General features: G+C 69.6%; 15 protein-coding genes. 12 read left to right on the plus strand and 3 right to left on the minus strand.

Features of this window, described 5'->3' with window-relative positions:
- Positions 1–113 precede the first annotated feature (113 nt).
- A complete protein-coding gene (locus tag ACIBGM_RS24095; RefSeq protein ID WP_360533477.1) occupies positions 114–1265 on the plus strand; it encodes an SPFH domain-containing protein in 1152 nt (383 codons plus the stop codon).
- A gap of 140 nt (positions 1266–1405) precedes the next feature.
- The gene (locus ACIBGM_RS24100) at positions 1406–2152 is read left to right on the plus strand and encodes a sulfite exporter TauE/SafE family protein (protein WP_360533480.1); all 747 of its coding nucleotides are present in this window, start codon (positions 1406–1408) and stop codon (positions 2150–2152) included.
- On the opposite strand, the gene ACIBGM_RS24105 is transcribed toward ACIBGM_RS24100, so the two are convergent.
- A complete protein-coding gene (locus ACIBGM_RS24105; RefSeq protein WP_360533482.1) occupies positions 2136–2786 on the minus strand; it encodes a TetR/AcrR family transcriptional regulator in 651 nt (216 codons plus the stop codon). The two genes, ACIBGM_RS24100 and ACIBGM_RS24105, sit on opposite strands and share 17 nt — an antisense overlap.
- Positions 2787–2836: 50 nt before the next feature.
- Between ACIBGM_RS24105 and ACIBGM_RS24110 the strand changes: the two genes are divergently transcribed.
- Together ACIBGM_RS24110 and ACIBGM_RS24115 are read left to right on the plus strand one after the other, a co-directional pair.
- The gene (locus ACIBGM_RS24110) at positions 2837–3790 is read left to right on the plus strand and encodes a zinc-binding alcohol dehydrogenase family protein (protein ID WP_396386829.1); all 954 of its coding nucleotides are present in this window, start codon (positions 2837–2839) and stop codon (positions 3788–3790) included.
- A gap of 20 nt (positions 3791–3810) precedes the next feature.
- Positions 3811–4242, plus strand: coding sequence for an organic hydroperoxide resistance protein (locus ACIBGM_RS24115; RefSeq protein WP_396386830.1), 432 nt, complete (start codon positions 3811–3813; stop codon positions 4240–4242).
- A 2-nt stretch (positions 4243–4244) separates the two neighbouring features.
- Here the strand turns inward: ACIBGM_RS24115 and ACIBGM_RS24120 are convergent, their stop codons facing one another.
- Entirely contained in the window at positions 4245–5069 is an 825-nt protein-coding gene (locus ACIBGM_RS24120; RefSeq protein WP_396387062.1) for a helix-turn-helix domain-containing protein, read from the minus strand.
- Between the two features lie 168 nt (positions 5070–5237).
- Here ACIBGM_RS24120 and ACIBGM_RS24125 point away from each other — a divergent pair, with 168 nt between their 5' ends.
- Both ACIBGM_RS24125 and ACIBGM_RS24130 read left to right on the plus strand, forming a co-directional pair.
- Positions 5238–5537 (plus strand): GNAT family N-acetyltransferase, encoded by a 300-nt coding sequence (locus ACIBGM_RS24125; protein ID WP_360533491.1) that lies wholly within the window; start codon positions 5238–5240, stop codon positions 5535–5537.
- Entirely contained in the window at positions 5534–6070 is a 537-nt protein-coding gene (locus ACIBGM_RS24130) for a YbaK/EbsC family protein (RefSeq protein WP_360533494.1), read from the plus strand. The genes ACIBGM_RS24125 and ACIBGM_RS24130 overlap by 4 nt, the downstream gene beginning before the upstream one ends.
- A 40-nt stretch (positions 6071–6110) precedes the next feature.
- On the opposite strand, the gene ACIBGM_RS24135 is transcribed toward ACIBGM_RS24130, so the two are convergent.
- Positions 6111–7085 carry an alpha/beta hydrolase gene (locus ACIBGM_RS24135; protein ID WP_360533497.1) on the minus strand — a complete coding sequence of 325 codons (975 nt, stop codon included), beginning with the start codon at positions 7083–7085 and terminating at the stop codon, positions 6111–6113.
- 96 nt (positions 7086–7181) lie between these two features.
- Between ACIBGM_RS24135 and ACIBGM_RS24140 the strand changes: the two genes are divergently transcribed.
- The 6 genes from ACIBGM_RS24140 to ACIBGM_RS24165 are packed head-to-tail and all read left to right on the plus strand — an operon-like array spanning position 7182 to position 12305.
- Complete coding sequence (locus ACIBGM_RS24140) at positions 7182–8183, plus strand: helix-turn-helix domain-containing protein (RefSeq protein ID WP_396386831.1); 1002 nt, start codon at positions 7182–7184, stop codon at positions 8181–8183.
- A gap of 5 nt (positions 8184–8188) precedes the next feature.
- Entirely contained in the window at positions 8189–9649 is a 1461-nt protein-coding gene (locus tag ACIBGM_RS24145; protein WP_396386832.1) for a cobyric acid synthase, read from the plus strand.
- Positions 9650–9672: 23 nt separating this feature from the next.
- Positions 9673–10230 carry a DinB family protein gene (locus ACIBGM_RS24150; protein WP_360533506.1) on the plus strand — a complete coding sequence of 186 codons (558 nt, stop codon included), beginning with the start codon at positions 9673–9675 and terminating at the stop codon, positions 10228–10230.
- Between the two features lie 31 nt (positions 10231–10261).
- Positions 10262–11170 (plus strand): RNA polymerase sigma-70 factor, encoded by a 909-nt coding sequence (locus ACIBGM_RS24155; protein WP_360533509.1) that lies wholly within the window; start codon positions 10262–10264, stop codon positions 11168–11170.
- Between the two features lie 17 nt (positions 11171–11187).
- Positions 11188–11910 (plus strand): NAD(P)H-binding protein, encoded by a 723-nt coding sequence (locus ACIBGM_RS24160; RefSeq protein WP_360533512.1) that lies wholly within the window; start codon positions 11188–11190, stop codon positions 11908–11910.
- An 8-nt stretch (positions 11911–11918) separates the two neighbouring features.
- Complete coding sequence (locus tag ACIBGM_RS24165) at positions 11919–12305, plus strand: hypothetical protein (protein WP_396386833.1); 387 nt, start codon at positions 11919–11921, stop codon at positions 12303–12305.
- The last annotated feature ends 23 nt before the right edge of the window (positions 12306–12328 follow it).

Below are 12328 nucleotides of genomic sequence, written 5' to 3' on the forward strand. Positions count from 1 at the left end.
GACAGAGATACCTGCGCGAACAGGCACCCGGCGCGCCGGGAACCGGTACGGCGAGTGGACCGTCGATAGGAAAGACTGTCCGTCCTGAGGGTTCTGTTCGAGTGGAGGGTCAAGTGACCGCGTTCCTCGTAGTGCTGGCAGTGGTCGCCTTGCTGGTGATCGTCACACTGATCAAGTCCGTCCGGGTGGTGCAGCAGCAGACCGTCGGGATCGTCGAGCGGTTCGGCAAGTTCAAGACCGGGTTGCAGCCCGGCCTGAACCTGTTGACGCCGTTCGTCGACAAGGTCCGGTACACCATCGACATGCGCGAGCAGGTCGTCGCGTTCCCGCCCCAGGGCGTCATCACCGAGGACAACCTGATGGTGTCGATCGACTCCGTCATCTACTTCCAGGTGAACGACCCGGTCCGGGCGACGTACGAGATCTCCAACTACATCCAGGCGATCGAGCAGCTCACCATGACGACGCTGCGCAACATCATCGGTGGCATGGACCTCGAGCAGACGCTGACGTCTCGCGAGGAGATCAACGAGAAGCTGCGGTACGTGCTGGACGAGGCGACCGGCAAGTGGGGCATCCGGGTGAACCGGGTCGAGCTCCGCTCGATCGACCCGCCGCCGTCGATCCAGGACTCGATGGAGAAGCAGATGCGCGCCGACCGCGACAAGCGCGCCGCGATCCTGACCGCCGAGGGTATGCGGCAGTCCGCCGTCCTGTCGGCCGAGGGCCAGAAGCAGTCCGCGATCCTCACCGCCCAAGGTGACAAGGAGTCCCGGATCCTGCGGGCGCAGGCCGAGCGGGAGGCCCGGATCCTGAAGGCCCAGGGTGAGGCGCAGGCCATCACCACGGTGTTCAACGCGATCCACGCCGGCAAGCCGGACCAGGGCCTGCTCGCCTACCAGTACCTGCAGATGCTCCCGTCGATCGCGCAGGGCGACGCCAACAAGCTGTGGATCGTGCCGAGCGAGATCGGCGACGCGCTCAAGGGGCTCGGCAGCGCGGTCGGCCAGGTGGCCGGCATCCCGCAGAAGGCCGAAGGCTCGTGGGAGGCGCCGGAGTTGGCCAACGGCGAGGTCCCGGCGATCGACACCGGCGCCGAACCGGATGCCGCCGTCGCCGAGGCCGACCACGCCGTCGCGGAGGCGATCGCCGCCGCGCAGAAGGCAGCGGTCAGCAGCCGCAGCCAGCAGCAGGCTCCGCCGTCGGTCGGCCAGACCCCGGAGCCCCCGGCTCCGCCGTCGGCCGAGCCGCCGCTGGAGCGCTGAGACAGCAGTACACAAAGCCCTCCCGGGTCGCCCGGGAGGGCTTCGTGCTGTCCGGGCGGATGGAACGATCGAAAGGTTGCCCGCTCAACGGATGGACCGATGAGCGGGGGAGCCTGTCAGGTGCGTAGAGTCTGGCAGCGATGACATGGTTCGAGGCGCTGTTCGTCCTGGTGGCGGGGATGGGCGCGGGCACGATCAACGCCGTGGTGGGGTCGGGCACGCTGCTGACCTTCCCCGCGTTGCTTGCCGTCGGCATCCCGCCGGTGCTGGCGAACGTGAGCAACAGCGTCGGCCTCGCTCCCGGTACGGCGGCCGGCGCGATCGGCTACCGGCGTGAGCTGGAGGGCCAGCGCGGCCGGATGATCCGGCTGATCCCGGCCTCGCTGACCGGCGGCATCCTCGGCGCTGTGCTGCTGCTGACGTTGCCCGATTCGGCTTTCCATGCCGTCGTACCGGTGCTGATCCTGCTCGGCTGTGTGCTGGTGGCCTTTCAGCCGTGGCTGTCGCGGTGGATCAGTGTGCCGTCGCACCACCACCGGGGTGCCTGGTGGGTGATTCCCGCGGTGTTCGCCACCGGCGTGTACGGCGGGTACTTCGGCGCCGCGCAAGGTGTCTTGTTGATGGCCATCCTGGGTCTGGGGCTGGACTCGAACCTGCAGCGGATGAACGGCTTGAAGAACGTGCTGGCGACGTTCGTGAACTCGGTCGCCGCGATCCTGTTCATCATCGTCGCCGACGTCGACTGGCTGGCCGCCGCCCTGATCGCGGTCGGTTCCACCATCGGCGGTTTCCTCGGCGCCCGCTACGGCCGCAAGCTCCCGCCGGTTGCCCTGCGCGCCCTGATCGTCTGCATCGGAATCGTCGCCATCGTCACGATGGTGTTCTGAGCCGCAGCCCGGCCAGCAACAGGTCCAGGCCGTAGTCGAACTGTTCGTCGCCACCCGTCGTCCGGGCCAGCTCCGGCGCGAGCTCGACGACGGACGGGAAGTCGCGGGCGGACAGCGATTCCATCGTCATCCGCAACCGCCGCCAGGCCTCCGGGTCGCGGCGCTCGGCGGCCATCTGGATCTCCCAGGACGTTGCCCCGAGCACGTAAGTGAACAACGTGGTGTGCGTCCGCGCCGCCGTCTCCGGGTCGAACCCGGCTCGCCGCAGCACGCCGAGCAACCCTTCGGCGACCCGCGCCGTCTCGTGACCGCTCAACGGCCGCCCGGACAGTAGTTGCGCCAGGCAAGGATGCTGCAACATCAGCAACCGCAGGCTCCGGCACACGAACCGCACCTGCTCCGGCCACTCCACATCCTCAGGTACGGCGGGCAGCAGCCCCATCAGGTGGTCGCGGACAGCGTCGTACAGGTCGTCCTTGTTGCGGAAGTACGTGTACAGCGCCATCGGCCCGACCCCGAGCTCCGCGGCCACCCCGCGCAGGCTGAAGCCGTCGGTGCCCTTGGACTCCATCAACTCCAGGGCAGTCCGGACGATCAGCTCCGAGCTCAGCGTGTTCCGCGGCGTCCTCGCCATGTGACGCACCTCCCTTCGACATCCATAACGTACAGTGTATAGTACGGTGTATGCGTGCGATAGAGATCACCGAGTTCGGCGGACCCGAGGTCCTCAAGGTCAGCGACGTCGCGGAGCCGGTCGCCGGCGACGGGCAGGTCCTGATCACGGTCGACCGGGCCGGCATCAACTACGCGGACACCCATCAGGTCGAGAACTCGTACCTGTCCAAGACCGTGCTCCCGCTGATCCCGGGCGGCGAGGTGGTCGGCACGACCGGCGACGGTCGCCGGGTCGTCGCGCTGGTTGGGTCCGGAGGCTATGCGGAGAAGGCTGTCGCGCACGCGCCGTACGCCTGGGATGTGCCGGAGGGTGTCACCGACGGGCAGGCGCTCGCCCTTGTTTTGCAGGGCACCACGGCCTGGCACTTGCTGAAGACCTCGACGCATCTGCAGCCGGGGGAGTCCGTGCTGGTGCACGCCGGCGCCGGTGGTGTCGGGTCCCTCGCAGTACAGCTCGCGAAGCTGTGGGGCGCCGGTCGGGTGATCGCGACCGCGTCCAGCGAGGAGAAGCGCAAGCAGGTGCTCGAGCTCGGTGCGGACGCCGCGATCGACGGTGAGCCGGAAGGGCTGAAGGACCGCATCCTCGAGGCGAACGGGGGCAAGCCGGTCGACATCGTGCTGGAGATGGTCGGTGGGCCGACGTTCGACGAGTCGTTCGCGGCGCTCGCGCGGTTCGGCCGGCTGGTCACCTTCGGCGCCGCGTCCCGGCAGGCCGCGCAGCCGATCGACGCGAGCCGGTTGATGAAGGGCTCGAAGACGATCGCGGGCTTCTGGCTGGCCGACTGCTTCAAGGAGCCGGCGCTGCTCGGCGACCCGCTGGCCGAGCTGTTCGACCTGACCGCGAGCGGCCAGCTCCGCCCGATCGTCGGCGGCGAGTACGCGCTGTCCGACGCCGCCACCGCCCACGAAGACCTGCGAGCCCGCCGCACCGTCGGCAAGCTCGTCCTCGACCCCACCCGCTGAACCCCCCAGGAGACGCAGATATGACGATCGCCGTAGAGAAGGTTCTGTACACCGCCAAGGCCACCGCGCAGGGCGGCCGGGACGGCAAGGTCGCAACCAACGACGGCAAGCTGGACGTCGTCGTCGCGCCGCCGGTCGAGATGGGCGGCAACGGCAAGGGCACCAACCCGGAGCAGCTGTTCGCTGCTGGGTACGCCGCCTGCTTCCACAGCGCGCTCAAGCTGGTGGCCCGCAAGGCCCGCCAGGACGCCGACGGCTCGACCGTCACCGCGCAGGTCGGCATCGGCCCGATCAACGGCGGCGCCGGCTACGGCCTGGAGGTCGTCCTCGAAGTCAGCCTGCCGGGTGTCGAGCGCGCCGTCGCCGAGGAGCTGGTCGCGAAGGCCCACGAGGTCTGCCCGTACTCCAACGCCACCCGTGGCAACATCAAGGTCGACCTCACGGTGGCCTGAGGTCAGTCCATCCGGGCCAGGGCCTCCTTGAGGAGGCTCTCGGTCTGGGAGATCGGCGCGGCCGCGATCGTGAGGGCTTCCATGATCGCGACGTACTCGTCGACCTCTTCGAGCTTGTCCAGGTACAGCGCGCTGGCCGCGTGCTCGATGTAGACGATGTCCGGCAGGTCGCCCTCGGGGAACCGCAGGATGCTGAACGCGCCACCCGCGCCCGGGTAGCCGAGGCTGCTGAACGGCATGATCTGCAGGGTGATGTTCGGCTGCTGCGCCCACATGATCAGGTGCTCGATCTGGGCCCGCATGATGTCCTCACCGCCGACCGGGCGGCGCAGCACGGACTCGTCGACGACCACCCACAGCCGGGCCGGGTTGGGCCGGTTCAGGATCTGCTGGCGGGTCACCCGCAGCGCGACCCGCTGCTCGATCTCCTCGGCCGGCAGGTACGCCTTGCCCATCTGGACGACGGCCCGCGCATACTCCTCGGTCTGCAGCAGGCCCGGGACGAACATCACCTCGTAGGTCCGGATCAGCGTCGCCGCGACCTCCAGGCCGACGTAGTTGGTGAACCAGCTCGGCATCACGTCGCCGTACCGGGACCACCAGCCCGGGTTGTTCGCGGCCCGGGCAAGCTCCATCAGCCGGAAGCGCTCTTCCTCGTCCTGCATGCCGTAGAGCTCGAGCAGGTCGCTGACGTCGCGCTCCTTGAACCCGACCCGGCCGAGCTCCATCCGGCTGACCTTGGACTCGGAGGCGCGGATCTGCCAGCCGGCGTCGGCGCGACTGATCCCGGCCTGCTCCCGCATCCGCCGCAGCTGTCCGCCCAGCATGATCCGGAGAGCGGTCGGTCCACCCTCGCCACCCGACACCGTCACTTGGTCACCCAACCCAGCACCCGTCCACGCACCCATTTCAGCCCGCGATGCTACCGCCTGTCCACGGCAACAGGCAGTAACCCGTCCACAGACTTCCTTGCCGCACCTCCTACAGTGGCCCGCATGGAGAACGAGATCAGCGTGGTGGACGCCAAGGAGCGCAGCCGGTACGAGGCGGTCGACTCCGAGGGCAACCTGATGGGCTTCGTCGACTACAAGCTGTACCCCGAGGTCATCAGCTTCTTGCATGCCGAGACGATTCCGGAGTTCCGCGGGCGCGGCGTGGCCGGGCGGATCGCCATCAAGTCGCTGGAGGACGCCCGGGACGCGGGCCTGCGGGTGAAGCCGGCCTGCCCGTTCTACCAGGAGTTCCTCGCCGAGCACCCGGAGTACGAGGACCTGACGAAGCGGAAGTCGGAGTGACCGGGCCGGTGCTGGGCAAGCTCGACTGGCAGCCCGCCGCCGAGGTCCCCGAGCTGCTGGCCGAGCCGGTCCGCGACGCGCTCGGGACGATCCCGGGGTACGCCGCCGCGATCGATCCCGGTCTCGCGGACACGGCCGCCTTCTGCGCGGAGTACGACGTACCGATGGCCGCCTCGGCGAACTGCGTGATCGTGCACGGCAAGCGCGCCGGCGAGTCGACGTACGCCGCGGTGATGGTGCTCGCCACCCACCGGGCCGACGTGAACGGCGTGATCCGCAAGCACCTCGGGGTGCGGAAGATCTCCTTCGCCGCCCAGGACGACGCGGTCAGCGCGACCAGGATGGAGTACGGCGGCATCACGCCGATCGGACTGCCCCCGGACTGGCCGGTCCTGGTCGACGAGGCGGTCGTGAACGCCGGACCGGTCGTGATCGGCAGCGGCGTCCGCGCGTCCAAGCTGCTCGTCGAAGGCGCCGACCTGGCCAAGCTCGCCACCGCCGAGGTGCTGCAACTCGCGTCACCGACTGACTGACCGGTTCGTCACTCCTGCCGTCGACGGCGTCGAGTAGGCGTCAGCCGAGTGCCCGGCGGAGGGCGGCCAGCTTGTCGGCCTCCATGCGCTGGGTGACGGCAGCGCCGCGAACCATCGACGAGCCGTGGAACGTGCCGGGGTAGTGATGGAGCTCCGTGCTGACACCGGCCGCGAGCAGACGTTGTGCGTAGATCAGCCCTTCGTCGCGCAGCGGGTCGAACTCGCAGGTCGACACGAACGCGGGCGGCAGCCCGGCAAGGTCCTCGGCCCGCGCCGGAGCGGCGTACTGCAACCCGAGCTTCTCGGGATCCCCGGACAGGTAGTACTTCCAGCTCAGTACGGCGGCCGGCCGGTTCCACAACGGCGTGTCGACGAACGTCGTCATCGACTCGGTGTCCAGCCGGTCGTCGAGTTCGGGAATGTCGAGCATCTGGAAACACAGCGCCGGCCCCTGGCGGTCGCGAGCGAGCAGTGCGACAGCAGCAGCCAGACCACCGCCCGCGCTCTCCCCACCGACCGCGATCCGGTCCCGATCGACACCCAGTTCGTCGGCGTTGGCAGCGAGCCACTCCAAGGCGGCGTAGCAGTCCTCGAGCCCAGCTGGGAACGGATGCTCCGGAGCAAGCCGGTAGTCCGGGGCAACGACCACGGCACCACAGGTCGCGGCGACGTCGACCGGCGCCTGCTCGAACGTGTCGAGGTCACCCAGCACGAATCCACCGCCATGGATCTGGACGTACCCCGGCCGCAACGCGTCGCTCGCCTCAGTGGGCGCATAAACCCGGGCGGTGATGTCGGGTGCGCCGTCCCGGCCGGGGATCGACACGTCACGGATGCCGATGCCGTCCGGCACCTGCACCGGCGGGAGCTGGCTGAGCAGCTCGTCGGTCTGACTGCGGCTGGCCACGATGTCCGCCAGGTCGATCTCGGGCAGCATCGCGAGCCAGGGCTGGAGCTCGGGGTCGAACGGGTAGTCGGTCATCGCGGTCTCCTTGCTCGAGGGTGAGTCGAGCATGCGGGTCCACCCTGCCATGCCACAGCCGCCGGATGGCGGTAGTCCGGCGCCGGGATTCCGCCGTCTGGCGGAGCGGTGAGCCGGTAGCCTCGATTCATGAAGGGCCTGTTGCTGCGGCTGTCCGCGCTGGACGCGGACGCGGAGAGCGCCGTGCGCGTGATCGGCTTCTTCGACGCCCTGATGACCGGCAAGGCCGACCTCACCACGCTTCTGAAGAGTACGGCGGCACTCGCCGAGAGCCCGGTCGGCATCGAGGCCGCCGGTCGTGGCCTGGTGCTCCGGGCCGACCCATCCGGCGCCGTTGACATCGCCGGACCACCTGCCGCCGCCCAGGTCCGCGAGTACGGCGACGCCCTCTTCTGGTTGGCCCGCGACGGGGCCGCGCTGTCCCTCGACGAGATCGTGCTCGAGCGGTTCGCGCTAGCGGGCTCGGTGCTGCTCGACCGGACCGTGAGTGGCCTGCCTGCGGTCGGCGATCCGGCTCTGGTCGAGCTGGTCGTCTCGGGTTCCGCAGGGATCGCCGAGCGGTCCCGTGCCCTGCACCTGCTCGGCGTCGGTCCGACCGCGTCGCTGCGAGTCGCCGTGTCAACCGGTCCGCCCGCGATGCGCACGCTCTCCGCAGTTGTCGGCGACCGCGTGGTCACCTTGTGGCCGGGAGACGTACCGGTTGAGGCGGCCAGCGGAGTGCGGACCGGCGTCGGACCGGCGCTGCCTGCGATTCGTGCGGCCGAGTCCTGGCGGGACGCCTGTACTGCGCTGCGCCTCACCTCACCGGAGGAGCCAGTCGTCAGGACCGACGCTCTCGGCGGTCTGCTGGTCCTGGCCGAGCGGCTGCGTCCCGAGGACATCGCGGCCTCGCCGGACGTCGCCGCACTCGATCGGATCGCGGCCGAGCCGGGCGGTGACGATCTGCTCGCGATCCTCCGCGCGTACTGCTTCACCGACTCGGTCCGGAAGGCGGCCGCGCTGGTCTACCGGCATCACAGCACGGTGGCCTACCGCCTCGAGCATGCGGAGAGCGTGCTGGGCTTCGAGCTGGGCAATCCCAACGGCCGCTTCCGCCTCTACCTGGCACTGGTGATGCGCGCACTAAGGTAGGCCGGGTGGGTTCGCTGCTGATTGCCGGTACGACGTCCGACGCGGGCAAGACGACCGTGGTGACCGGGCTGTGCCGGTGGTTGGCGCGTCAGGGTGTCCGGGTGGCGCCGTACAAGGCACAGAACATGTCGAACAATTCGATGGTCTGTGCGGACGGCGCCGAGATCGGCCGGGCGCAGTGGATCCAGGCCGTCGCCGCCGGCGCTCAGCCGGAGGCCGCGATGAACCCGGTGCTGCTGAAGCCGGGCAGCGATCGCCGCAGTCACGTCGTCCTGATGGGGGAGCCGTGGGGCGAGCTGAGCGCGCGCGGCTTTCTCACCGAGCGGGCCGAGCTGGCCAAGGCTGCGTTCGCCGCGTACGACGACCTGGCGTCCAGGTACGACGTGGTGATCAGCGAAGGCGCGGGCAGCCCGACGGAGATCAACCTGCGGCAGTCCGACTACGTGAACATGGGACTCGCGCAGCACATCAAAGCGCCGGTCGTCGTGGTCGGCGACATCGACCGCGGGGGAGTGTTCGCGTCGATGTTCGGGACGGTCGCGCTGCTGGACGCCGCGGACCAGGCGTTGCTCAGCGGGTTCCTGGTGAACAAGTTCCGCGGTGACGTGTCGCTGCTGCAGCCGGGGATCGACATGCTCACGTCCGCGACCGGCCGGCCGACGTACGGGGTGCTCCCGTGGTTGCCCGAGCTGTGGCTGGACAGCGAGGACGCCCTCGACATCCCGGTACGGCGGAGCGCCCCGGCCGACCTGCTCACGATCGCGGTGGTCCGGTTCCCGCGGATCAGCAACTTCACCGACCTGGACGCGCTCGCGGTCGAGCCGACGAACAGCGTGTTCTTCACGACCAGCCCGGCCGAGATCCGGGACGCCGATCTGGTCGTGCTGCCGGGGTCGCGGGCGACCGTGGCGGATCTGCAGTGGCTGCGTGAGCACGGCCTGGCCGAGGCGGTGGCGGCTCGCGTCGCGGCCGGGCGGCCGGTGCTCGGGATCTGTGGCGGGTACCAGTTGCTGGGCGGTGCGATCTCGGATCCGCACGGCGTCGAGGGCGGCGGGGATCACAGCGGTCTTGGGCTGTTGCCGGTGGCAACTGCGTTCGCGGCCGAGAAGGTGCTGGCTCGGCCGGCGGCGACGGCGTACGAGATCCACCACGGCGTGGTGACGGTCACCGGGGTGGCGGATGCGTTCCCGGGCGGGTGCCGGGTCGGGAACACCTGGGGGACGATCTGGCACGGGCTGCTCGACGACGACGCGGCCCGGCACGCGTTCCTGACCGAGGTCGCCGGCCTGACCGGCAAGCCGGCGCCGGACGGTACGGTCTCGTTCGCCGCGCTGCGTGAGGCCCGGCTCGACCGGCTGGCCGACGCGATCGACGCGTACGTCGACACGGCTGACCTGATGAAGCTGATCGAGCACGGACCGAGCGCCGTACCCTTCGTCCCGCCGGGTGCGCCGGAAACTGTCTGAGGTCTCGGTTAGCGTGCTCAGTCATGAAGGCTGAGCTGCAGAAGTACCTCCAGGCCACCCGTGCGCTGATGCTCGCGAAGCTCGACGGACTGAGCGAGTACGATCGCCGCCGCCCGCTGGTGCCGTCCGGGACGAACCTGCTCGGCCTGGTCAAGCACCTCACCGGGATCGAGTACGTCTACCTCGGCACGAGCGTCGGCCGCCCGCCGGAGAAGCCGCTGCCCTGGGAGGAGGACGGCTCGGTCTGGGAGGGCGCCGACATGTGGGCGCTCCCGTCGGAGAGCACGGAGTACATCTCCGATCTCTACCGGGCCGCCTGTGCGCACAGCGACCGCAGCATCGCCGACCTCCCGCTCGACGCGCCGGCCGAGGTCCCGCACTGGGCGGAGGGCAAGCGCAGTACGACGTTCGGCGCCCTGCTGGTCCGCGTCGTCGACGAGACCGCCCACCACGCCGGTCACGCCGACATCGTCCGCGAGCTGATCGACGGCCAGGGCGGCGCCGACGCCGACATGATGGACCAGGCCGCCTGGACCGACTTCTACACCAAGATCCAGCGCGCCGCCGAGACCTTCCGCTGAGGCCCGAACCCGATGCGGAACACTGGGCAGCGTGGATGACTTCGAGCGCCTGCGTGGGCGGTTGTTCGGGATCGCCTACCGGATGATGGGTACGGCGGCCGACGCCGAGGAGATCGTCCAGGAGGCCTGGCTGCGCTGGCAGGGTGTGGACCAGGACACGGTCAAGGACCCCGACGCCTACCTGGCGAAGATCGTCACCAACCTGTCGATCAAGCAGCTCAGCTCGGCCCGGGTACGGCGCGAGACGTACGTGGGTGAGTGGTTGCCCGAGCCGGTGCTCACCGGAGGGCGCTTCGAGGAGCTCGGCCCGCTGGACGTGGTCGCCGAGCGCGACTCGGTGTCGATGGCGTTGCTGGTCGTGCTCGAACGGCTCACGCCGGCCGAGCGGGCGGCGTACGTACTGCGCGAAGCCTTCGCCTACAGCTACCGCGAGGTCGCCGAACTGATCGGCACGTCCGAGGCCAACGCCCGGCAACTGGTCTCCCGGGCGTCGAAGCGGGTGGCTGCCGAGCCGCGGCGCGAGCGCCGGGTCGACCGGAAGGAGTGGCATCGCCTGGTCGAACGGTTTATCGCGGCCGCCCAGCAGGGCGAGCTAGCCGAGCTGGAGGCGCTGCTCGCCGAGGACGTGGTGTCGCGGGCCGACGGCGGCGGCAAGGTGTTCGCGGCGCGGAACGCGCTCACCGGCCGGGAGCGGGTCGCGCGCTACCTGGTCGGTGCCCTGCAGAAGTTCGGCGAGGGCCTCGAGGTCCGGTTCGGCGAGGCGAACGGGCAGCCGACGTTCCTTGCCGTCAGCCCCCGTGGCGTCGAGGCGGTCTGCTTCGTCGACTTCGGCGACGACGGCGGGGTGACCGACCTCCGGTTCGTGATGAATCCGGACAAACTCACGTTCGCGGCCGCACAACTGTCACGAATCGGAGGGCTGTCAGATCTTCCTTGGTGACCGAAAGGACACCAAAGATGACAACCCTCCTCGTCACCGGCGGCACCGGGTCCCTGGGCCGGCCGACGGTCGAACAGCTGCGCGCCGCCGGGCACACCGTCCGGGTGCTCAGCCGCCGGACCGGACCGGGCCTGGTCACCGGCGACCTGACCACCGGCAACGGCATCCGCGCGGCCGCCGACGGCGTCGACATGATCGTCCACCTCGCCACCGCGCAGGGGAAGAAGGACATCCAGCAGACCCGCAACCTGCTCGACGCCGCGCCGGCGTCGACGCACGTGCTGTACATGTCGATCGCCGGCATCGACCGGATCCCGCTGGCGTACTACCAGCACAAACTCGAGGCCGAGCGGCTGATCGAGGCCCGGGCGTCGTACACGATCCTGCGGGCCACCCAGTTCCACAACCTGCTCGACCGGATCTTCAGCATCAAGATGCCGGCCATCTTCGCGCCGGCCGCCGCGTTGCAGCCGATCGCCGTGTCCGACGTCGCCACCCGCCTGACCGAGCTCGTCGGCCGGCCGGTGATCGGCCGGGCAGCGGACATCGGTGGGCCGGAGACGCGGCCGGTGCCGGAGCTCGCCCGGGCCTGGAAGGCTGCCCGGGGATCGCGTCGGCCGGTGGTGCCGGTCAAGGTCCCAGGCAAGATGTTCGGGGCCTTCGTCGACGGCTACGCCAACGTCGTCGGGCCGCCGTACGGCACGGTCACCTTCGACGACTACCTCGGCGGCAAAGAGTGAACCTCTACGTGCGGTCCGTCCTGGTGATTTTCGCCGCGTTCGAGCTCGTGCTGGGCGTGTGGATGACGTTCCTGCCGGCCAGCTTCTACGAGATGCCGACGGTGGACTGGACGCCGCCGTACAGCGAGCATCTTTTCCGCGACCTGGGTGGCATGAAGCTCGGGATGGCCATCGTGCTCACCGCGGCCGCGGTCAGTTTCGACTGGCTGCTGACCCGGGTCGCGCTGCTGGCCTACTTGGCGTTCTCCGTGACGCACATGGTGTTCCACCTCGGGCATCTCGAGGGCGATTCGCCGGGGTGGTCGGCCGTGCTGGTCGCGATCATCACGCTGAGCGTGCTGCTGCCACTGACCGCTCTGATCAGCGCCCTCGTCGGCACACGCAGGATGGCTTGACGACTGTGACAGTAGGACTGTCA

Origin of the sequence: Kribbella sp. NPDC050470, from assembly GCF_044458365.1 — a bacterium.
Classification (GTDB): domain Bacteria; phylum Actinomycetota; class Actinomycetes; order Propionibacteriales; family Kribbellaceae; genus Kribbella.